24 protein-coding genes and 1 tRNA gene are annotated in these 21,064 nt (G+C 62.7%); 13 read left to right on the forward strand and 12 right to left on the reverse strand.

Annotated elements, in window-relative coordinates:
- The first annotated feature begins 40 nt into the window (after positions 1–40).
- From queA to IYY11_RS07525, 5 genes are all read left to right on the forward strand, one after another.
- The gene (gene queA / locus IYY11_RS07505) at positions 41–1,102 is read left to right on the forward strand and encodes a tRNA preQ1(34) S-adenosylmethionine ribosyltransferase-isomerase QueA (protein ID WP_196403287.1); all 1,062 of its coding nucleotides are present in this window, start codon (positions 41–43) and stop codon (positions 1,100–1,102) included.
- Positions 1,099–1,431: a hypothetical protein gene (locus IYY11_RS07510; protein WP_196403288.1), complete on the forward strand. Its 333-nt coding sequence runs from the start codon at positions 1,099–1,101 to the stop codon at positions 1,429–1,431. The genes queA and IYY11_RS07510 overlap by 4 nt, the downstream gene beginning before the upstream one ends.
- On the forward strand, positions 1,428–2,552 hold the full coding sequence (gene tgt / locus IYY11_RS07515) for a tRNA guanosine(34) transglycosylase Tgt (RefSeq protein WP_196403289.1): 1,125 nt from the start codon (positions 1,428–1,430) through the stop codon (positions 2,550–2,552). The genes IYY11_RS07510 and tgt overlap by 4 nt, the downstream gene beginning before the upstream one ends.
- Positions 2,553–2,770: 218 nt before the next feature.
- Positions 2,771–3,055 carry a HigA family addiction module antitoxin gene (locus IYY11_RS07520; protein WP_245434835.1) on the forward strand — a complete coding sequence of 95 codons (285 nt, stop codon included), beginning with the start codon at positions 2,771–2,773 and terminating at the stop codon, positions 3,053–3,055.
- A gap of 3 nt (positions 3,056–3,058) precedes the next feature.
- Complete coding sequence (locus IYY11_RS07525; RefSeq protein WP_196403291.1) at positions 3,059–4,258, forward strand: DNA methyltransferase; 1,200 nt, start codon at positions 3,059–3,061, stop codon at positions 4,256–4,258.
- A gap of 7 nt (positions 4,259–4,265) precedes the next feature.
- On the opposite strand, the gene recG is transcribed toward IYY11_RS07525, so the two are convergent.
- On the reverse strand, positions 4,266–6,368 hold the full coding sequence (gene recG, locus IYY11_RS07530) for an ATP-dependent DNA helicase RecG (protein WP_196403370.1): 2,103 nt from the start codon (positions 6,366–6,368) through the stop codon (positions 4,266–4,268).
- Positions 6,369–6,402: 34 nt separating this feature from the next.
- Positions 6,403–7,047, reverse strand: a complete 645-nt coding sequence (locus IYY11_RS07535) for a M15 family metallopeptidase (RefSeq protein ID WP_196403292.1) — start codon at positions 7,045–7,047, stop codon at positions 6,403–6,405.
- 81 nt (positions 7,048–7,128) lie between these two features.
- Between IYY11_RS07535 and IYY11_RS07540 the strand changes: the two genes are divergently transcribed.
- Positions 7,129–7,422: a peptide-binding protein gene (locus tag IYY11_RS07540; RefSeq protein ID WP_196403293.1), complete on the forward strand. Its 294-nt coding sequence runs from the start codon at positions 7,129–7,131 to the stop codon at positions 7,420–7,422.
- 60 nt (positions 7,423–7,482) lie between these two features.
- Positions 7,483–8,190 (forward strand): superoxide dismutase, encoded by a 708-nt coding sequence (locus IYY11_RS07545; RefSeq protein ID WP_196403294.1) that lies wholly within the window; start codon positions 7,483–7,485, stop codon positions 8,188–8,190.
- Positions 8,191–8,202: 12 nt separating this feature from the next.
- Here the strand turns inward: IYY11_RS07545 and IYY11_RS07550 are convergent, their stop codons facing one another.
- Positions 8,203–8,886, reverse strand: a complete 684-nt coding sequence (locus IYY11_RS07550; protein ID WP_123176393.1) for an orotate phosphoribosyltransferase — start codon at positions 8,884–8,886, stop codon at positions 8,203–8,205.
- Between the two features lie 44 nt (positions 8,887–8,930).
- Positions 8,931–9,635, reverse strand: a complete 705-nt coding sequence (locus IYY11_RS07555) for a glutathione S-transferase N-terminal domain-containing protein (RefSeq protein WP_196403295.1) — start codon at positions 9,633–9,635, stop codon at positions 8,931–8,933.
- Between the two features lie 100 nt (positions 9,636–9,735).
- On the opposite strand from IYY11_RS07555, the gene IYY11_RS07560 reads away from it, so the two are divergent.
- Complete coding sequence (locus IYY11_RS07560) at positions 9,736–10,218, forward strand: DUF2165 family protein (protein WP_196403296.1); 483 nt, start codon at positions 9,736–9,738, stop codon at positions 10,216–10,218.
- Positions 10,219–10,222: 4 nt separating this feature from the next.
- Here IYY11_RS07560 and IYY11_RS07565 read toward each other — a convergent pair whose 3' ends face one another.
- Positions 10,223–10,423 carry a hypothetical protein gene (locus tag IYY11_RS07565; RefSeq protein ID WP_196403297.1) on the reverse strand — a complete coding sequence of 67 codons (201 nt, stop codon included), beginning with the start codon at positions 10,421–10,423 and terminating at the stop codon, positions 10,223–10,225.
- Between the two features lie 145 nt (positions 10,424–10,568).
- Complete coding sequence (locus tag IYY11_RS07570) at positions 10,569–11,417, reverse strand: hypothetical protein (protein WP_196403298.1); 849 nt, start codon at positions 11,415–11,417, stop codon at positions 10,569–10,571.
- A gap of 534 nt (positions 11,418–11,951) precedes the next feature.
- Between IYY11_RS07570 and IYY11_RS07575 the strand changes: the two genes are divergently transcribed.
- Entirely contained in the window at positions 11,952–12,716 is a 765-nt protein-coding gene (locus tag IYY11_RS07575) for a hypothetical protein (protein WP_196403299.1), read from the forward strand.
- Between the two features lie 261 nt (positions 12,717–12,977).
- Here IYY11_RS07575 and IYY11_RS07580 read toward each other — a convergent pair whose 3' ends face one another.
- Complete coding sequence (locus IYY11_RS07580) at positions 12,978–13,289, reverse strand: hypothetical protein (protein WP_196403300.1); 312 nt, start codon at positions 13,287–13,289, stop codon at positions 12,978–12,980.
- 230 nt (positions 13,290–13,519) lie between these two features.
- Positions 13,520–13,604 (reverse strand) — tRNA-Leu (locus tag IYY11_RS07585).
- A gap of 131 nt (positions 13,605–13,735) precedes the next feature.
- On the opposite strand from IYY11_RS07585, the gene IYY11_RS07590 reads away from it, so the two are divergent.
- Both IYY11_RS07590 and IYY11_RS07595 read left to right on the forward strand, forming a co-directional pair.
- On the forward strand, positions 13,736–14,314 hold the full coding sequence (locus tag IYY11_RS07590) for a YqaA family protein (RefSeq protein WP_196403301.1): 579 nt from the start codon (positions 13,736–13,738) through the stop codon (positions 14,312–14,314).
- Positions 14,315–14,331: 17 nt separating this feature from the next.
- Positions 14,332–14,844, forward strand: coding sequence for a disulfide bond formation protein B (locus IYY11_RS07595; protein ID WP_196403302.1), 513 nt, complete (start codon positions 14,332–14,334; stop codon positions 14,842–14,844).
- A gap of 59 nt (positions 14,845–14,903) precedes the next feature.
- On the opposite strand, the gene rlmN is transcribed toward IYY11_RS07595, so the two are convergent.
- The 3 genes from rlmN to IYY11_RS07610 all read right to left on the reverse strand — a co-directional run bounded on the left by rlmN (position 14,904) and on the right by IYY11_RS07610 (position 17,230).
- The gene (gene rlmN / locus IYY11_RS07600) at positions 14,904–16,052 is read right to left on the reverse strand and encodes a 23S rRNA (adenine(2503)-C(2))-methyltransferase RlmN (RefSeq protein ID WP_246719748.1); all 1,149 of its coding nucleotides are present in this window, start codon (positions 16,050–16,052) and stop codon (positions 14,904–14,906) included.
- Between the two features lie 111 nt (positions 16,053–16,163).
- Entirely contained in the window at positions 16,164–16,655 is a 492-nt protein-coding gene (locus IYY11_RS07605) for a hypothetical protein (RefSeq protein WP_196403304.1), read from the reverse strand.
- A complete protein-coding gene (locus IYY11_RS07610; RefSeq protein WP_246719749.1) occupies positions 16,652–17,230 on the reverse strand; it encodes a helix-turn-helix domain-containing protein in 579 nt (192 codons plus the stop codon). Before IYY11_RS07610 ends, IYY11_RS07605 begins: the two co-directional genes overlap by 4 nt.
- A 190-nt stretch (positions 17,231–17,420) precedes the next feature.
- Between IYY11_RS07610 and IYY11_RS07615 the strand changes: the two genes are divergently transcribed.
- A complete protein-coding gene (locus IYY11_RS07615) occupies positions 17,421–19,016 on the forward strand; it encodes an MFS transporter (RefSeq protein ID WP_409455240.1) in 1,596 nt (531 codons plus the stop codon).
- An 86-nt stretch (positions 19,017–19,102) separates the two neighbouring features.
- On the forward strand, positions 19,103–20,215 hold the full coding sequence (locus IYY11_RS07620; RefSeq protein WP_196403307.1) for an endonuclease/exonuclease/phosphatase family protein: 1,113 nt from the start codon (positions 19,103–19,105) through the stop codon (positions 20,213–20,215).
- On the opposite strand, the gene IYY11_RS07625 is transcribed toward IYY11_RS07620, so the two are convergent.
- Positions 20,212–21,021 (reverse strand): DUF72 domain-containing protein, encoded by an 810-nt coding sequence (locus tag IYY11_RS07625; RefSeq protein WP_196403308.1) that lies wholly within the window; start codon positions 21,019–21,021, stop codon positions 20,212–20,214. The genes IYY11_RS07620 and IYY11_RS07625 overlap by 4 nt on opposite strands.
- Between the last annotated feature and the right edge of the window lie 43 nt (positions 21,022–21,064).

The following is a 21,064-nucleotide window of genomic DNA, read 5'->3' on the forward strand; positions in this document are numbered from 1 at the left end:
GGCTTGACCTGACGGAGCTTATGGTTTTTGCAAGCTCCGTATGCGCGTTGATCTCTTCGACTTCAACCTCCCGCAAGATAGCATCGCTCTTCGGCCCGCCGATCCCCGCGACAGCGCCCGCATGCTCGTCGCGGGGATCGGCGGGCTTTTCGAAGATAGGATCGTCCGCGACCTGTCGAATTACCTTCGTCCGGGAGACGCGCTCGTCGTCAACGACTCGCGCGTCATTCACGCGCGGCTTTCCGGTCGGCGCTTTCGAGATGCGTTGAGCGCCAATGTCGAAGCGACGCTGATCGAACGGCTGGACGCTTCGCGCTGGCGCGCGCTGATGCGCCCGGCAAAGAAGCTCGCGATCGGTGATCGCATATGCTTTATGGGCCACGGGCGTGCAATTGACGCCCGCGTCGAAGCGAAGGGCGAAGACGGCGAGATCACGCTCGTTTTCGAGCTTCAGGGACCCGCTCTGGATATCGCAATAGAGCAGGCGGGCGTCATGCCGCTGCCGCCCTATATCGCCGGCAAGCGTTCGGCCGACGCGCGCGACGAAAGTGACTATCAGACGATCTTCGCGCGCGAAGCGGGCGCCGTCGCCGCGCCGACGGCCGGCCTCCACTTCACGCCGCAGCTGCTCGCAACTCTCGAGGCGCGCGGCGTTCGTCTTCATCGGGTGACGCTGCATGTAGGCGCGGGCACCTTTCTTCCCGTGAAGGCGGAGGACACGGATCTGCACAGGATGCATGAGGAATTCGCGCGGCTTGACGCTGAAACGGCGCAGGCGCTGAATGACGTGCGAGCGGGAGGCGGGCGCATCGTCGCGGTCGGCACCACCGCGCTGCGCGTGCTGGAAAGCGCAGCCAACGACTCCGGACGGCTTGCGCCTTACGCTGCGCGCACGCGGATCTTCATTACGCCCGGCTATCGTTTCCGCGCCGTGGACATGCTGCTCACCAATTTCCATCTCCCGCGCTCGACGCTCTTCATGCTGGTCGCCGCATTCGCCGGCCTCGAGCGCATGAAGGCCGCCTATGCGCATGCCATCAAAAGCGGGTATCGCTTTTATTCCTATGGCGACGCGTGCCTGCTGCAGCGTTCCGAAACATGAGCGAGCCTGGCGACATGCGCATCCTCGCGCTCTGGCGTGACGATCCGCGAGAGGCGCCGATGACCATTGACGCACGGATTGACGATGCGCGCATCGTTTCGACATGGGATCTTTTCGGCGCATTCGCGCTCGATGCCGACGGCCTGCGTCCGTTTGTCCTTCGGCGAGACGGACGAATCGATTTTGGTCTTGGAGAGAGCTGGCGATCTGATCTGCGCGAAGCGACGATAAAGGTCGGGTCAGAGTTCTCTGTGTGGTTCAATGAAAGCGACAGCGGCCGCTATCGCATCGTGAAGCTCGCCGTACTCGGCGCGAAGGACAATAAGTGACGCAGGCTTTTTCCTTTTCCGTTCTCGCGATCGACGGTCTTGCCCGCCAGGGTGAGATTCAGACGCCGCGTGGAAGCATCCGTACGCCGGCCTTCATGCCGGTCGGCACCGCGGCGACGGTGAAAGCGATGTTCGTCGAAGACGTGCGCGCCGCGGGCGCCGACATTCTGCTCGGCAATGTCTATCATCTCATGCTGCGGCCGGGCGCAGAGAGGATCGCGCGGCTGGGCGGGCTGCATGAATTCATGCGCTGGCCCTATCCAATCTTGACGGATTCCGGCGGCTTTCAGGTGATGTCGCTTGCGAAGTTGCGCAAGCTCGATGAAAGCGGCGTGACCTTTCAGTCGCATATCGACGGTTCACGCCATCATCTTTCGCCCGAGCGTTCGATGGAAATTCAGGATCTCCTCGGGTCGGACATTCAGATGCAGCTTGACGAATGCGTGCGCCTGCCATGTTCCGAAGGCGAGGCCGAACGCGCCATGCGTCTTTCGCTGCGTTGGGCCGAGCGTTCACGCAAGGCGTTTTGCGAACGCCCGGGCAGGGCGGTGTTCGGCATTGTGCAAGGCGGCGAATCGAAGCGGCTTCGAATCGAAAGCGCCCAGGCGCTCGCCGGCATGGATTTCCATGGGATCGCGGTCGGCGGTCTGGCCGTCGGCGAACCTCAGGTCGTGATGCTCGACATGCTCGAGACGACCGCCCCGCATTTGCCCGAATCAAAACCTCGTTATCTGATGGGCGTGGGCGCGCCGGATGACATCGTTGAGGCCGTCGCGCGGGGAATCGACATGTTTGATTGTGTGATGCCGACTCGCGCCGGCCGCCACGGCCTTGCCTATACGCGCCACGGACGGGTGACGTTGCGCAATGCGCGCCACGCCGACGATCCGCGGCCGCTCGACGCGCAGTCATCCTGCCCCGCCGCGCGCGACTATTCGCGCGCCTATCTGCATCACCTCGTCAAAGCGGGGGAAATCCTCGGGATGATGCTGCTGACGCAGGCCAATGTCGCCTATTATCAGGAGCTGATGGCGGGCCTGCGCGCAGCCATCGGCGCCGGGCGCCTCGCCGACTTCATCGCCGAGACGCGCGCCAAATGGATCGAGGGCGAAAGCGCTTAAGTCACATCAGCCGAGTTTACGGCCGAGATAATATGGTTTACGAAAACAATATTCGGCGGGGGCGGAGCATGGGCCGCTACCATGAAGAGCTCACCAGAAGATTTTTGATCGGCGTTCGGCAGGAAGCGCCAGCAAATGCTCGTCGGCAGACGCATCTGGGACGCGAGAGCGTTCGCGCGCGCCCGTCAAAATCCAAACTGGCGTCGATGGAGAATGGGATGTCGCATCCTGGCGAAATTCTTGCCCGTCATCTGCAGGACCTCGGTCTGACGGCGTCGGATCTGGCGCGTGATATCGACGTGCCGGTCAATCGGGTCACCGCCATTATCAATGGCCAGCGAGGCGTCACCGCCGATACGGCGCTGCGACTTGGACACTGGTTCGGCGTCCAGCCCGAAGATTGGCTGGAGCTGCAGACGCAATATGAGCTTTCGCTCGCGCGCCGCGCGGCCGGAGCGAGGATCAAGTCATTGCCAAGCCTCGCCGATCGTCAGCGCGACTGAGGCATGGGCGCAGTTCAAAAGCTCGCGGAAGCGGAATTTTTTCAGGACCTGCTTTGGTCCGCAGAATTCGGCGCGGCGACCCGCGCCGTTGTCGCTGAGGGCGTTCCTTATTACATCAACGCCTTTTGGACCGCCGGACAAAGGCGCGCGCATCCGCTGCATGAGATCAGCTATCGCGCCTGTTTCAAGCCGCAGCTCCCGGCCTTTTTCATCGATCGGCTGACGCAGCCGGGAGACGTCGTCTGCGATCCGTTCATGGGCCGCGGCACGACCATCCTGCAGGCGGCGCTGATGGGGCGGAGGCCCATCGGCTCCGACGCCAATCCTTTGTCGCTGCTGCTGACGCGGCCGCGGCTGCGGCCTCCTGCGCTTTGCGATATCGAGGCGCGGCTCGCGGCCGCGCCCTGGGGGCGCGGCGAAATTGAGCGCGAGGACCTTCTCGCATTTTACCACGCTGAGACGCTGCGGCAGATATGCGCGCTGCGTCGCTATCTGCTGATCCGCGCAAATGATGGCCGCCTCGACGCCGTGGATGGCTGGATCCGCATGGTGGCGCTCAATCGATTGACTGGCCACTCGCCGGGATTCTTTTCAGTCTACACGATGCCGCCGAACCAGGCCGTTTCCGTGAAGGCGCAATTGAAAATCAATGCGCGTCGGGAACAAACGCCGCCGCGGCGCGATATCGCCGAGCTGATTTTCAAAAAATCGCGCGCGCTTCTGGCGGAGGACGCGCCGGCAGCCTGCGACGCGCAGCTCGTCGTGGCGAACGCCGCCTGTTTGGAGCATATCGCCGATGCGACAGTCGATCTCGTCGTCACGTCGCCGCCTTTTCTCGACGTCGTCGACTATCGCGGCGACAATTGGCTGCGAAACTGGTTTGCGGGAATCGACGTCGAGAGCATCCGCCTCTCGCAGCTTCGCGCGCCGGAAGACTGGCGCGCGATGACTCGCGACGTTTTCCAAGAACTGGCCCGTGTCGTGAAGCCGGGCGGTCACGTCGCTTACGAGGTTGGCGAGGTCAGGGGCGGGGCGCTCCCGCTCGAACAGCTGGTCTGGCGCGCGCTCGATGATCTTCCGTTCGAGCGATTGGGCGTGCTCGTCAATGAGCAAAGCTTCACAAAGACCAGCAATTGCTGGGGCGTCGCCAACAATGTGAAGGGCGTCAACAGCAACCGAATCGTGATCGCGCGGCGTTTGTGATCTCGCATCAGCCGGCGCGCAGAAGGCGCACGGCGTCGTCGCGTTCGAAGAGGTAGAGCAGGGCGCGCAAGGCCTGGCCTCTGTCGCTCGCAAGCTCGGGATCGCGACGCAGAATCAATTCGGCGTCGTCGCGCGCCACGGCGAGGAGTCGCGCATGGGCGGAAAGATCGGCGAGCCGAAAGCTCGGCAGACCCGCCTGGCGCACGCCGAGAATTTCGCCTTCGCCGCGCAGTCGGAGATCTTCTTCGGCGATGCGAAATCCGTCCTCGGTCTGGCGGATGATCATCAGCCGCGCCTTCGACGCTTCGCTCAACGGGCCCTTGTACAGAAGCAGGCATGAGGACTTTCCCGAGCCGCGTCCAACGCGTCCGCGCAGCTGATGCAGCTGCGCAAGGCCGAAGCGCTCGGCGTGTTCGATGACCATGATCGTCGCTTCGGGAACGTCGACGCCAACTTCGATGACCGTGGTCGCCACCAGAATTTTGACCTCGCCGCGCTGAAAGGCTTCCATCACCGCATCCTTCTCGCCGCCTTTCATTCGGCCGTGAACGAGGCCGACCGCCGCTCCAAAAAGCTTCGACAGATCGGCGTGCCGCTCTTGCGCAGCGGAGAGGTCCAGCTCCTCATTCTCCTCAACAAGCGGACAGACCCAATAGGCCCGTGCGCCCTCCGCCAAGGCGCGGCGCAGCCCGGCAATCACCTCATCAATTCTTTCGGCCGGAAGCGCGCGCGTCGAGATCGGCGTGCGGCCGGGCGGCTTTTCGTCGAGCGCCGAGCAGTCCATGTCGCCGAAGGCGGTCAGCGCCAGCGTCCGCGGAATGGGCGTCGCGGTCATCACCAGCACGTCGACGGCGTCGCCCTTGGCGCCGAGCGCCAGCCGCTGCTCGACGCCGAAGCGATGCTGCTCGTCGACGACGGCGAGGCCGAGATCGTGAAAGGCGAGATCGCTTTGCACGAGAGCATGCGTGCCGATGACGACGTCGACGTCTCCCGCACCAATGGCGGCGTGGAGGGCTGTGCGCTCGCTTGGCTTGGCGCGGCCTGTCAGCAGCGCGACGCGCAGTCCCGCGGAGGCGAGTGTTGGCGTAAGCCGATCATAGTGCTGCCGCGCGAGGATCTCGGTCGGGGCCATCAAGGCGCTTTGCCGGCCGGTCTCGGCGACGCTCGCGATGGCGAGCGCCGCGACGACAGTTTTGCCGGATCCGACGTCGCCCTGAACGAGTCGAAGCATGCGCTGTTCCGACGCAAGATCGGCGCGGATTTCGTCAAGCGTGCGCTGCTGCGCGCGCGTCAGGCGAAACGGCAGGGCGGATTCGATCGGTCGGGCGTAGCGGCCGTCGCCCTTGTGCGCGCGACCCGGAGGGCGACGCATCTTGGCGCGGATGAGGCGCAGCGCGAGCTGGCTCGCGAGCAATTCATCGAGCGCGAGACGCTGACGGGCAGGATGCTGCGCCGAGAGCGCATCAACGCTTGCCGGCCGGTGCGCCGCGCGCAGCGCGTCTGCAAAGGCGGGAAGTTTGTTGGCGGCGAGAACGCTGGCGTCCTGCCATTCTGGAAGGTTCGGGAGGCGCGTCAGCGCTTCTTCCGTCGCGCGTAAAACGTAACGCGCCTGCAAGCCCTCGGTGAGGCCATAGACGGCCTCAAATGCGGGGAGCTTCGCCAATCCGGCTTCGTCGAGCACGCGGTCCGGATGCACGATTTGGCGGCGACCGTCATAAAGCTCGATGCGTCCCGAAATCCAGCGCGTCGCGCCAAGCGGCAGGCTGCGTTCGATCCAGTCGGGATTGGCGAGAAAGAACACGAGCTCGACGTCGCCGGTGTCATCCTCGACGAGCACGCGATAGGGCGATTTCGAATATCGGCCCTGAGGGCGACGATGCTCGGTGACGCGCGCCTTCAACACCACCATCGTCTCGAGCGGCGCGGCGGCGATCGTGGGCCGCACGCTGCGGTCGATAACGGTCGACGGAAGATGAAAAAGCAGATCGACGAGTCGCGCTTCCGTTCCCGGCTTGGCGAGGAGCCGGTCGAACAGTTTGGCGGTCTTCGGCCCGACGCCGGGCAGTGCGGCGATGCGACCGAAGACGGGATCGAGCAGAGAGGGACGCATGAAGGTTCGGTTCAGCTCGCCGACGCGGAACGGGTCATTTGATCTCGACATCATAGCTCGGCGCGCCGTCCGCGCCCTTGTAAGTGAAATGCCACCATTCGCGCGGAAAATTTTCAAAGCCGTGGCGGCGCATCAAGCTCACGAGCGCGTCGCGATGCGCCCGCGCCGTCTTCGAGGTTTTAGCTTTCGTCCATGAGCGCGTATCGAAAAAATCGAATGGCGTGCCGAAATTCCAGCCTTTGACGCCGATATCGACGGCCAATCCCGTCGAATGGGTGGAATGTTCGGCGATATAGCCCTCGGGAAACAGCGCGCTCTTCGCGAGGCGTGGATAATGTTCGGTCTTCGTCCGCTGGTCGGCGTTGCGCGACCAGTCGACGAAGGCCGAAACGGCGCGCAGCGGCCGGTAGCAATCGTAGACGACGAGCGAAATTTTGCGGGCGCGCGCATCCTTCTGCGCGGCGGCCAGCGCTTTGGCGGCCTCAGTGCGCAGCCAGCATTGCGGCGCGTCATAGCCGGGCACCGGCGCGCCAGTAAAATTATCGGCGCCGGCATAGCGCATCTCCTGAACGATAGTCGGCGCAACGTCAGCAAGGCGCGTGAAGCCTGGCGGCGGCTCGCCGGCGTGCGCATGTGGCGCGGAAAGCGCCCCGATAAAAAGAAACATCACTCTGCGCATGGCGGCTCCACGTGCGTTGGCGCAATTCGCTGCTCCCGAAGCCTGACTATAGGTCTTTCCAACGCAATCGGGAGGCCTTTGATGTCCGAGAAACTCGCGCCTTTCGCCGGCCTCACGCTCGCCGCTCTCGCCGCCGCGATCGCATGGGGCGCGACGGCGCTCGCTGGCGATCGTTGCAAGGCGATGGGCGCCATGGGCGCTTCGATCGCCATCCACGATCAGCGCAAAAATGTCATCGGCGCCATCGAAGACGGGAAGTCTATTATCGTGCAGCGCTATGGCGAGGACGATCACGGCAGGCCTTGGGCCTATGTGGCGAGCCCCGGCGGCAAACGGCTCGGCTGGCTCTATCGCGAATTCATCAGCTGCTCTTGATCGGGGCGTCATGAGGACTGACTATGTTTCGGAAGTTCGACGGCGCAGTTGGAGAGACGCATGACAATTCGGATTGGCCGTCGGCAGTTTCTCGCCGCCTCCGCCGCCGCTGGCGCGGCGCTCAACGCCGCCGCGGCGAGCGCCGAGAACGACGCCGCTGTTTTGCGCAAGGGCGGGGTTAACACGCCGCTGCCGTTGCCATTTGATCCCGCGAAGATCAAAGGGCTTTCGGAAAAGCTCCTCATCTCACATTACGAGAACAACTATATCGGCGCGATCAAGCGCCTCAATGCGATCGGCCAGGAACTTGCGGCGCTCGATTTCGACAAGGCTCCGGGGTTTCAGATCAACGGCTTAAAGCGCGAAGAGCTTATCGCCACCAATTCCATGATCCTGCATGAAGTTTATTTCGCCGGGCTTGGCGACGGAAGCAAGCCGGGCGCCGATTTTGCGCAGGCGATCGATCGCGATTTCGGAGGATTCGCGCGTTGGCGGTCCGAATTCCTGGGCATGGGCAAGGCGCTCGGCGGCGGCTCCGGCTGGGTCATTCTTGCCTATGACAAGCATGGCAAGCGGCTCGTCAACTCTTGGGCGAATGACCACACGCAGAGCATGGCTGGCGGCGATCCCCTGCTGGTCCTCGATATGTTCGAGCACGCCTATCAGATGGATTTCGGCGCCAAGGCCGCCGACTACGTAAAAGTTGTGATGGAGGCGTTCAACTGGTCGAACGCCGATCGCCTCTACGCCAAATATAGTAAGACGTAGCGACCGCGAAGATCATCCCTTCGCCTTGGCGAGGCCGCCATGCGCCGCCGACCAGGCGACGGGATCGGCGATGAAGGCTTCAACTTCGTTGAGCGCGTCATCGGGGAAATATTTGTGCTCGCGGGCCACGGCGAGCACGTCTCGCCAGGTCGCGAGCGCATGCAGGCTGATGCCGAGCGCGGCCAGCTCCTCGCGCGCGCCAGCGAAGATATCATAGAAGAAGAACACGAAGACATGGTCGCAGCGCTGCCCCGAGTCGCGCAGCGCCTGCACGAAGTCCTTCTTCGAGCCGCCGTCGGTCGCCAAATCCTCGACCAGCAGGGCGCGGCCGCCCTCCATCACATCGCCTTCGATGCGGGCGTTGCGGCCGAAGCCCTTGGGCTTCTTGCGCACATATTGCATCGGCAGCATGAGGCTGTCGGCGATCCAGGCCGCGAAGGGAATGCCGGCGGTCTCGCCGCCCGCCACGACGTCGAGCGACTCATAGCCGATGTCGCGCTCGATCGTCCGCGTCGCGAATTCGACGAGGCGACGCCGCAGCCGCGGAAAGGCGATGATCTTGCGCATGTCGATATAGACCGGCGACGCCCAGCCGGCGGTGGTTATGAAAGGCTTATCGACATTCACGAGCACCGCTTGCACTTCGATCAGCGCCTTGGCGGTCTCTCGCGCGGCGGTTTGGCGGTCGTTCGACATGGATGCGGCGTGCCCTTCTTAGAAAAACGCCGCGCAGCCATAGCCTATTTCGCGCCGCCGCGCTCGCTGGTCTGACCGAAAAGTATTTCGCGCTCCAGCGCCGTAAAATCGAGACGCGACCGCTCATAGGGCGCGCCGGCCGCATAGGCGCGGATCACCGCCGGCCGGGAATGGATCGCCTCGAACCAGCGCTTGAGATGCGGGAAGTCGTGCAGATCCTGGCCCTGATCCTCATGCGGAACGATCCAGGGATAGCAGGCGATGTCGGCGATCGAATATTCGCCAGCGAGAAAAGGCGTCTTGGCGAGCTGACTGTCCATCACGCCGTAGAGCCGGCCTGTCTCAATACGGTAGCGCTCGATCGCGTAGGGAATTTTTGCGGGGGCGTATTTGGCGAAGTGGTGGTTTTGACCGGCCATCGGGCCAAGCCCGCCGACCTGCCAGAACAGCCACTGCAGCGTTCGCGCACGCGCATGGAGGTCTGTGGGAAGGAGCCGCCCGGTCTTCTCCGCGAGATAGACGAGAATCGCGCCCGATTCGAAGAGCGCGACCGGAGCGCCGCCATCCGCCGTCTCGCGGTCGATGATCGCCGGCATGCGATTGTTCGGAGAAATCGCGAGAAACTCGGGCTTGAATTGGTCCCCTTTGGTGATGTCGACAGGCTTGATCCGATAAGCGAGTCCCGCTTCCTCGAGAAAAATCGTGACTTTGTGGCCGTTGGGGGTCGGCCAGTAATGAAGATCGATCATGGACGCAGTCCGACGGGAGACCAGACTCTGTTGTAAGCCCTCGCGTCGCAAGATCAATCGCTCAGGTCATGCTAGGCTGGGGGCCCGGGAGTGGATCGCCATGCTGATCAGATATTCGAAGATTTTGCTGACCGCTGCGCTCGGCGCGCTCATTCTGCTCGTCGCCATCAACAATGTCACGGACTACGACACGAATTACCAGTTCGTCAGCCATGTGATGTCGATGGATCAGGTGCCGGCCGGCAGCCCGCTCGAGTGGCGCGCGGTCACGAGTGTGACGCTGCACCGGATGTTCTATGCATTTATTATCGCGATCGAATTCTCCGCCGCTGCGCTTGTTCTCGCCGGCGTGTGGCGGCTGTTGCTGAGGCGCAAGGCGGAGGCGGCGCGATTCAACGCCGCAAAGAATGTCGCGATTGCGGGTCTTGCGCTCGCCGTTGGCCTCTACCTGTTCGGCTTCATGGCCGTCGGCGGGGAATGGTTCCAGATGTGGCGGTCCATGCCAGACGCCGAGCAAGCCGCGTTCCGGTTCATCGGCTGCGCGGCGCTGGTGATGCTGTTTCTCGGTCAGCGCGACGACTAACGCGTCACAGCCGCTTCAGCATATTGTATCCGAGCAGACCGCCAAGTCCCGCCCCGACGACTGCGATGAGCGGGCCGCCGATCGCGACGCCGGTCAGACCGCCGAGAACGGCGCCTACGCCGCCAAAAAGATATTTGTTCTTTTTAACGGTGGGGTTTTCGTCGGTCAGTTCGTTCTCAACGATGGGATTTTTGTCATCCGCCATTGCAAAGTCCTCGTGAAAGAGCCGCAGTGGCGAATTAAGCAGAGCGGCGCTGAAATCAAGAGCGGGTCCGAAGAACAGTCAGGAAGTAGCGATTCGGTCACAGCTACGGATCGGCGGCGGCGACCCGGATGCATTGACGTTGCGATCAATCTCGCCGCGCCAAATTCTCCTCCGGTGCGCCCAGCTCCAAACTGATCCCCTGCATCTTGAGATGAGCCCAGTTCTTGAGGTCTTTCACGGTAAAGCCTTTCAAGAACGGATTTCCATTGACGATTTTTTCGCGGGTTTTGCCCGGCTGTCCGTCGACGCTGGCGATCACGGTAGCCGCATCGACCTCTTCCGGCGCGGACAGGATGGCCGCCGCGCCGCCGGGTCCGGCAAAATGCGCCAGATAAAGAGATCCGGGCGTGACCGGCAGACCCTTCTTCATCAGGATCGACGTGTTCTGCTCGACATAGCGCGCCGTCATTTCTCGAGAGAGGTCAGGGTCCTTGCGTAAGTCGAGAATCTCTTTGTCGCTCAGAGCGCCGACGAGGTCGGGACGGTGCTTCTTGATCAGCCCCATCCAGGTGGCGCTGATGAACTGTCCCAGTCCGGCCGCGGAGGAAAACTTGTTTCTAGCGTCCGGATTTCCCTGTGACTCGGACAGGGTGATCCTGTCGACCAGAGCCTTGAGCGACGAGGCGGCCTGATCGGGAAAAGCTGGAAAATGAACGTCGTGGAAGTGCAGTTTCAGTCCGAATCCGACGGCGAAGATCAGCATTAGAGCGACTGGAGAAACGCGTGTGCTTTGTTCGTCGTGGGCCTGCCTGCGCGTGGCGCAAGCTTCTTCCCGATAAGGCGCGGTCAGGCTGATATATTCAGCGGTCTGTGGTTGTATTTGCGCGCTTTTGAGAGAGGACAGAACACTTTGCAGCGTCTGGTCGTCGAACCCCAGATTGATCCTGATCTCGACCTTTCTTCCTGCGTCTGAACTCTCTCTGTCAGAGACCAACGTCGCGTGTTCGCAAGCGGAAATTCTGACCGCGGCTTCTGCCCCCGCGCAAGCTGGCGAAGCTTTGTCCTCGCGTGCTCGCACGCTCGCTTCTTGGGACGTCTCGTTTGGAGAGCTTGCCTCGTCCATCAGCTCACTCCTCGCTTGTGTGGCGAATATCCAATGGCAGACGAAGGGAGCAGCATCCTGTTATCAAACTGTAAACGATGCTTAGGAAAGCGAGCTTGCGCGGGTCTGGGAAAGGCGCAGCGCCTCGGCGCTTTGAAAATCGCCTCAATCTTCCGACGCCTGCTTCGAGCCTGAAACTGATTGAGGAAGATCGGCATTCAAAATTCGCGAGAGGGCTGGGAGCCTCATGAAGAAGCATTTTATTGCCGTGGAACGAACGATTTCCTTCCGGATCAATTCTATTTTCTGAATCATGGTGTTTGAAATATTTGCGTGGCTGCGGCGCAAGTCGCGCAGGTTGTTAATCCATTCTCAAGCAATCAGCGTGAGGCTCAAAAATCTTGCGCTCCCATTCGAAGGCTTGCCATGACCGAGCAAACGGGATTTGCCGCCCTCGACCTTAGCCCTGCCGCGGCGCCTGCGGCTGATGTTCCGGAGCTGAAGGTAGGGACCGCGGACGCGGCGATCTCCGCAGATGTGTCTGATCATTCCAAGGCGACTGCCGCGCAACGCCTGCTGCCGGCGTTCAAAAGCGCTTTCATCCACGGCTCACGGCTTCTTTGGACTGCGTTGCTCTATGGCGCCGCCGCACTCGCCGGCTGGCTCATCGCCGAGGCAGCCTGGCCGACGGTCTCCGCCTTGCCGGATCTCGTCCGAACGATGGCGACGCAGGAAAACGCCGAGCGCGCCGCCGCTCTGCGAACCGCGCAGAAGACGGAGGAGGACATTCGTGCGCTCCGCGCTGAGATGGAGGCGATGCGATCTTCGATGCAAGCGGCGTCTCCCGGCGCCGACGCTGTCGAAACTCTTGGCAAACGTATCGACGCGATGAAGACGGAAACGAACTCCGCAATCGGCGCGCTGTCCGGTCAGGTCGAAGGACTGCGGCGCGACGCGGCCGCCAAGCCTGCGCCGACAGGCGCGTCCTCGGAGCAAGCCGGCGCGCGTTCGCCGCGAAGCGAATACGTCATCCTCGAACAAGGCGCGTCGCGGCGGACGACCGTCTCCGCGACCGTGAAAGTCGGCGAGGGACTGCGGCGCCCCAAAATACGTCGCGGGGACGCGTTCGAACCGGCAAGATATCCGGACGCGCCCGGCGCGCCGCGCCCGCTCGGCGCCTACGGACGGTAGGATAGAGGAGTCGACCGGATCGCTTACTATCGTGGCGCAGCTTGGGCGACCTGAATCGAACTTTGTACGCGCCCTAAATTGACGGACGACTTATCCGTCCAAGGCGAGGTAATGGCGACCGCGACTAAAACTATTCATCGAAGAGAATGCCCAGTTTGGAGGCCTGGAGGATTGGAGTTTCCCTCACGCGCAGTTTTGTTTGCTCGCCTATGCTGCTGCCGCAAGCGAGGAGCAGTTACAACGTTCGGACCTTCGAAAATGCTATTTGGCTTGGCCGCCTACGACACAAACGAAGCGGTCATTGAGATTGACCTCGACTGATCCGTTGTCGCCCTCGAAGATCATGACGCCAGCAAGACGTATCACCTGGGAGCCCTCTGCATACATGACAAACCTGTTTTTTGCGAGCAGCGCTGCCGCGTTAAACGGCCGCGGTCCAATCTTGGATATTACATATGTCAGACAGACGCCGCGGTCGTTGCAATATTTCTGTCCCTCAAATCTTACTACATACGCAATATGTTCGATGTTCAACATGCGCGGCGCAGCATCGGGTGGTATCTTGTCGCCCAAGAGGCGCTCTATATCCCGAATTCTTCCTCGAGGCGGCGGCGCCGTAATTTCATGTGAACTCGAGAAGGCGTAAGCTCCCGTGGAGCATTCCAGCAGGGCAATTACGATTGGGATAATGTAGGACGTCCTCACAATCCATGCTCGCCGAATGGACAGCTTTCGAAAACCTTAGCCTCGGCGTTTTGGTTTGCTCGTCAGCAACGGCGCCGTCCAGCACTCAATCTACTAAGTGGTGCCCCTGGCCGGAGTCGAACCAGCACTCCTTGCGGAACTCGATTTTGAGTCGAGCGCGTCTACCAATTCCGCCACAGGGGCCCTGCCGGCGGGAAGCCGGCGAAGCGGCGCGGATATTAGCCGCGCCGCGGCGCCCGTCAACCCGCGAAACTTCTTTCTTCAACGCTTACGTGCTATGCGCGGGCAGCGCGCCGCGCCAACCCCGGGAACAGATGAAAAAGCTCTACGACTGGACCATGTCGCTCGCCGCGAGCCGGCATGCGCCCCTGGCGCTCGGCGCGATCGCTTTTGCGGAGAGCTCCTTCTTCCCAGTGCCGCCCGACGTGATCCTCGTGCCGATGACGCTCGCCGAGCCGAAGAAGGCCTGGTATTTCGCCGGCATCTGCACGATCGCCTCGGTCGCGGGCGGGGCGCTCGGCTACGCGTTCGGCGCGCTGTTCTACGATACGATCGGCCAGTGGCTGATCAATCTCTATGGCTACGGCGAGAAGATGGAGGCGCTGCGCGCCTTCTACGCGCAATGGGGGGCGATCTTCATCCTGGTCAAGGGCTTCACGCCCATCCCCTTTAAGCTCGTGACCATCGTCTCGGGGCTTCTCGCCTATAATTTCCCGCTGTTCATCGTGCTGTCGATGGTGACGCGCGGCGCGCGGTTTTTCGTGCTGGCGGCGGCGATCAATCATTTCGGCGATCCGATCCGCGCGAAGCTCGAAAGCCACTTCGGACTTTTCATCGCGTCGCTGGCGGTGATCGTCGTCGCCGGATTCGCCCTTGCGGCGAAGATGTTTTGAGCGCGAGAGTCAATCGAATGGCGTGGCGCAGCGTCGTTCATTGCATCTTCGAGCCGCGCAACGCCTCGCTCCTCATCCTCGCCGCCGCCGTGGCGGCGATCGGCGGCGCCTGGGCTTATGAGTCGCTCGGCTATCTGCCGTGCGAGCTTTGCTACAAGGAGCGCGTGCCGTACTACGCGGCGTTCGCGCTCGCGCCGCTTGCCGCCTTCGCCGCGCAGACGGGCAGGAAGAGTGTGGCCCGCGCAGCCTTCCTGGCGATGGCGCTGCTTTTTGCCGGCAACGCCATCCTTTCGATCTATCATTCGGGCGTCGAGTGGAAGATTTTCGCCGGGCCGTCCGACTGTTCGGGGCCGCTGTCGACCGCGCCGTCGGTCGCCGATTTCATGAAGCAGCTTCAAGCGGTGAAAGTCGTGCGCTGCGACGAGCCGAATCTATGGATTTTCGGCCTGACGTTGGCGAATTGGAACGTCGCGATTTCCGCGGCGCTGGCGTGGATGGCCGTCGTCGGCGCGCGCCGCATACGATCTTAGTTCGGCGCCCAGTCGGCGCTCATGGCGTCTTGACCCGAAGTTCGTTGAGACGCTTTCCTTTAGCCCGCCGCCAGCCTGGCGCTCGCCCTGAGCTTTTCCGTCTCACTCTTCAGCTGTCCGCAGGCGGCGAGAATGTCGCGCCCGCGCGGCGTGCGCACCGGGCTGGCATAGCCGGCGTTGAAGACGATGTCGGAGAAGCGCTCGATCGTTTCCCAATCCGAACATTCGAAGGGCGCGCCCGGCCAGGGATTGAAGGGGATCAGATTGATCTTTGCCGGCAGGCCTTTCAGGAGCCGCACCAGTTCCCTGGCGTCGGCGGGCGAGTCGTTCACGCCCTTCAGCATCACATATTCGAAGGTGATCCGCCTTGCGTTCGACGCGCCGGGATAGTCGCGGCAGGCCTGCAGCAGCTCTTTGATCGGATATTTCTTGTTCAGCGGCACGAGTTCGTTGCGCAGCTCGTCGCGCACCGCGTGCAGCGAAATCGCCAGCGCCGGCCCGCATTCTGAGCCTAAGCGTTCAAACTGCGGCACGACGCCGGAGGTCGATACGGTGATGCGGCGCTTGGACAGCGCCAGCCCGTCGCCGTCGGCCATGACTTCGACCGCCGCCATGACATTGTCGAGATTATAGAGCGGCTCGCCCATGCCCATGAAGACGATGTTGGAGACGGCGCGCACGCCTTCGCCGGCCGGCACCAGCCCGTCCGTCGGCCGTTCGCGATCAGGAAAATCGCCGAGCCGCTGCCGGGCGACGAGCAATTGCCCGACAATCTCGGCGCTCGTCAGATTGCGCACGAGCCGCTGCGTGCCCGTGTGGCAGAAGCTGCAATTCAAGGTGCAGCCCACCTGCGATGAGACGCAAAGCGTTCCGCGGTCGCGTTCGGGAATATAAACGCATTCGACTTCGGCGCCCTTGTCGAAGGCGTCGACCGGCTGCAGCCGCAGCAGCCATTTGCGCGTGCCGTCGACGGAAATCTGCTCCTCGACGATCTCCGGCAGGCGCAGCGCAAAGGCGTCGGCAAGCTGCGCCCGCATCGTTTTCGAGACATTCAGCATCTCGCCAAAGTCGCGCGCGCCGCGGAAATAGACCCAATGCCAGATCTGCGACACGCGCATGCGGATCTCGCGCTCGGGAAGCCCGAAGGCGCGCAAGGCGTCGCCGATCTCGGCGCGGGTCATGCCGGCGAGCGAAGGCTTAAGCGTCATCGTGGGCGCAACGGGAGTGTCGGATAGGCGCATGAAATCCTCGGAACAGCGTTCCTTATATCATGTCTTCGCGCGATATTTTGAGAGCGCCATCCATGGACGCTGCGCGGATCAGCCGGCGGGCGCTTCCCTGTTCTGCATCGACTGCAGGAAGCGTTTCCAGTTTTCAGGCGTCACGACCTCGCGGTAGCGGGCGGTCTGGGCAGGGTCCAGGAATTCCAGCATGAATGCGCCTTCGACCCACACTTCCGACAGCTGGAACAATCCGCCGCCGCGATCGCAAGCCCGCGCCGGCCAGCCGGCCCGTGTCGCGATGGCGATAATCTCCTCCGCGGGCCGAGCCACGCAAATCGCGAGATGCGCTTCGGAAAGACGCGTTCCCTGATTTTGCGGGGTCCAATAGCCTTCGTCAGGGCCGCAGGCCAGCACATGGCCGCGCGGCGCGATCTCAAGCTCGACTTCGCCGTCGCCCGACCACGCCATCCAGGAGTTGGTGCCCGCAGGCGGGAAGGGCGTCGCTTCGCCCTGCATGATCTCGGCAAGCACTTTGGCGACGACTTCCGGATTGTCCGCCGGAATGGAAGCGTGGGCGATGCAGGTCATTTTTCTTCTCCATCTCGAAAATCACTTGCCTGTGAAAAATCGCGTTCATCGGCGGCCGAGCGGCGACCGAGCAGAACGGCGATCGCCTCGGACGCCGCGCGGCCGGCCTCAACGCCGTCCATTCCCCAGAAATCCCTGAGCGCCGACCAGGCGTAGGCGCTGTCGATCAGCTGGACGATCGCGGCGCGCCGGCGCTGGGCCACGCCATCCATCTCGGGCAGCGCGTCGGCGACGCAGGCGAGCATCGCCGTCTGACGCTGCGGGTTCGAGCTTAAGCGCATTTCGCGGCCGGTTTCGGATGAGATCGACGCTCTGATCAGTCCCTCGTCTTCGTCAAATCGAGGGAAAAGCCGCAGCGGCGTGGCGATCAGATCGTCAGCGGTCTGCGGAAAGCCCGAACTGCCGACGCGCGCCTGCATGCGCGGCCAGACCGCCTTCAAGAGATCCTCGCGGGTCAGGAAGTGACGGTAGACCGTTCGCTCGGTCACCTTTGCCCGCTCGGCCACTTTGGCGATGGTGAGGGCGTCCAGCTTTGCCTCGCGCATCTCGTCGATCGTGGCGTCGAGAATACGCATTCGCGTATGATCCTTGTGGGCCTCGCGAAGAGATGTCAGTTCATGTGACGTCATGTCATAGTGTATGACATTTGCCTCTCGCGGATGTCAAGCGCGCGTGCGATCTTCAAGACTCGATCGTGCTTTCAAGGCTCGCTGCGACGCCGGGCAGGGGGCGTTTATTGATGTCATTCAGCAAAACCGATAAACGCTGCGCGCTCACGCCCAAGAGGGCCGACGGAGCGACTCCTTGCACAGCGCCGCGCCAGACGCATCCGATCCTTCGCTCAAGGCGACCCGCCGGGAGTGGATCGGGCTCGCCATCCTCGCTCTGCCCTGCCTGGTCTATGCGATGGACTTCACGGTGCTCAATCTCGCCATTCCGGCGCTGACGGCGGAGCTGCGGCCGAGCGCGTCGCAGCTGCTGTGGATCATCGACATCTACGGCTTCATGGTGTCCGGCTTCCTGATGATCATGGGCGGGCTCGGCGATCGCCTCGGCCGGCGCAAGGTGCTGCTGCTGGGCGCCGCGGCGTTCGGCGCCGTATCGATCCTGGCGGCATTCTCGAAATCGGCGCAGATGCTGATTTTTGCGCGCGCCGCGCTCGGCGTTGCGGGAGCGACCCTCGCGCCGTCGACGCTGTCGCTGCTCGCCAACATGTTCCGCGATCCGTCGGAACGCACCTTTGCGGTCAGCATGTGGATTTCGAGCTTCTCCGCCGGCGCCATCATCGGGCCGCTCGTCGGCGGCGCGCTGATCCAATCTTTCGGCTGGGGTTCGGTCTTTCTCGCGGGCGTCCCGGTGATGGTCCTGCTGCTTGTGCTCGGGCCGATGCTACTGCCGGAATATCGCGATCCCAAGGCGGGCCGATTGGATATCGCGAGCGCGCTTCTGTCGCTCGCGGCGGTGCTGTCCTTCGTTTACGGATTGAAGCGCGCCGCCGAGGCGGGCTTCGGCGCCGACGCGATCGGAGCGGTGGCGGCAGGCGTCGCGCTCGCGTTCCTGTTCCTGCGCCGACAGTCGCGGCTCGAAGATCCTTTGATCGATCTCGCGCTGTTTCGCTCGCGGTCGCTGAACACCGCGCTTTGCATCAACATGCTCGGCGTCTTCTTCATGTTCGGGTCGTTCATTCTGCTCGCACAGTATTTTCAGCTCGTTGCTGGTTTGACGCCGCTCGATGCAGGGTTGTGGTCGACGCCGTCGGCGATCGTCTTCATGATCGGCTCCTTCGCCACGCCCGCGCTGGCGCGCCGCATCGCGCCGGTCAATCTTCTCGCCGGCGGGCTCATCGTCGCCGCGGCTGGATTCGTCGGCCTCGCGCTGGCGGCTGGATTCTACGGGGTGCTTCTATCGTCTCTGCTCCTCGTCGGCTTCACGCCGGTGATCGCGCTGACGACGGAAATCATCGTCACATCGGCGCCGCCCGAGCGCGCCGGCGCGGCGTCAGCCTTGTCGGAAACGGCGATCGAACTCGGCGGCGCCCTTGGCATCGCCGCGCTCGGCAGTCTCGGCACGCTGATCTATCGAGCAAAAATGGCCGCCGTCGTCGCGGGGCTGTCGGCGGACATCGCTCGGGCGGCCGGCGCGACGCTTGGCGGCGCGGCGGATGCGGTCAAATTCTTGCCCGCCGAGCAGGCTGAGCGGACGCTCTCCGCCGCGCGCGACGCCTTCTGCGCCGGTTTTCAGGCGACCGCCTGGTTGGGCGCGTTGGGGCTTGTCGGCGCCGCGTTCGCGACGAAGATTGCGCTCAAGCAAGCGCGTCCTCCGGAAGGCGCAGGCGAAAAGCCGAGTTCGGCCCCGGCGTAGCATGTCGCCCGTCATGCGCTTGTCACGGCGCGCGTCGAGCTTTAGCCTTCAGCGCATTCTGTTGTTTTTTGCGCTTGGGGGATTTCATGAGACTCGCCTCATACAATGTCGAGAATCTTTTCGATCGCGCACGCGCCATGAATCTTAAGAGCCTTTCTCAAGGCAAGCCTATTCTCGAGAGGTTCGCGGAGTTGAATGCGCTGCTAGCGCAGCCCTCATACAGCGCCGCCGACAAGAAGCGCATGGCAAAACTTGTCATTGAACTCGATTTGGAAAAATCCGACATCGGCGATTTCGTGATCCTGCGGCGCAACAGGGGCGGACTGATCAAACGCCCCAAGTCAGGCGGCGTTGAGATTGTCGCGAGCGGGCGCGCCGATTGGGTCGGCTCGCTGGAGTTGCGCGACGAGCCCGTCGACGAACAGGCGATGCGGAATACGGCGCGGGTGATGAGAGATATCGAGGCGGACGTTCTCGGCGTCGTCGAAGTCGAGAGCCGGCCGGTGCTGCGGGATTTCAACGCGGACGTCGTCGCTGCGCTCGGCGGCGAGGCGTTCCGGCACGCGATGGTGATCGACGGCAACGACACGCGCGGCATCGACGTCGGCCTGTTGACGCGGCAGGGGTTTCCCATCGGCGTGCTGCGCAGCCACGTCGACGAAATGCTGGACGAGCGCAATCCGATCTTTTCGCGTGATTGCGCCGAGTTCGAGGTGTCGTCGCCGTCCGGCGCGCGCCTGCTGGTGATGCTCAATCACTTCAAGAGCAAGGGTTTCGGCTCGCAGCAATCATCCAACGCCAAACGTCGCGCGCAGGCGAAACGCGTCGCGGAGATCTACGACGAGCGCATCGCCATGGGGATCAAGAACATCGTCGTGATGGGCGACTTCAACGACACGCCGGACAGCGAACCTTTGAATCCTCTCATCGAAGGCACGGATCTGAAGGACATCTTTTTGCATCCGAAATTTGATGACGGCGGTTTCCCAGGCACCTACGGCAGTTGCGCCGCGGACAACAAGATCGACTTCATTCTGCTGTCGCCGGCGCTGTTCGAAAGGGTCAAGGGCGGCGGCGTGTTTCGCAAAGGCATGTGGCCCGGCGCGCGCGCAAAACGCTGGGAGGCCTATCCCGAAGTCGCCCGAAAGGAAGACGCAGCGTCGGATCATGCGGCAATATGGGTGGACATCGACCTTTAACGCGACATTCGCTCGATCAGCGCCATGGCGGCGGCGGGGTTGCGTTCCTTAGCGCCGCTGATGACGTAGAGAAAGACGTCGCGGGGCGTCGCCGCCTTCTGTTGCGTTCGCGCGACATAGTCAAGCCCGCCCGGCGCAGCGCCGCTCGCCCATTGTCGCGCACGCTGCGTCCATTGCTCGAGCGCGTTATCGTCATAGCCGAGTGGAGCATCGGGACGCGTTCCCATGATGCGCGCATAGACGAAGGGCGCCGTCAGATCGGCGATAAGCGGATATTTTGAATCGCCAGCGACGACGATGGCGACCCCATGCTGACGCGCCAGCGCGATGAATTCAGCCGTCTTGAAGCTCTCATGGCGCGGCTCAATCGCGTGCATCAGCGGTAGGCCGCCGATGTTCTTTGGCAGCAGGGAAAGAAAGGCGTCGAAGAACCCCGCGTCGAATTTCTTGTTGGGCAGGAACTGCCACAAGATGGGTCCGAGTTTGTCCCCAAGCTCCATCACGCCGCTTGCGAAAAAGCGGTCGATCGACTCTCCCGCTTCTCGTGGCGTCTTGCGCATCACCGCGAAGCGCGGCGCCTTGACGCTGAAAATGAAATCTTCGGGCGTTTCGTCGCGCCATTTGGCGAAGCTCGCGGCGCTCTGCGTGCGATAATAGGTGCCGTTGATTTCAATGGAGGCGAGCTTGCGGCTCGCATATTCGAGTTCGCGCTTATGCGCGAGGTCAGCGGGATAAAAGGATTCGCGCCAGGGGGCGTAATTCCAGCCGCCGACGCCGACATAGACGCGTCCGGTCTTTCGACTCATTTGCGTTCCAGCGTAGTATGGACTGGCGAGGGCTTGAGAATTA

Origin of the sequence: Methylocystis sp. H62 (assembly GCF_015709515.1) — a bacterium.
Taxonomy (GTDB): domain Bacteria; phylum Pseudomonadota; class Alphaproteobacteria; order Rhizobiales; family Beijerinckiaceae; genus Methylocystis.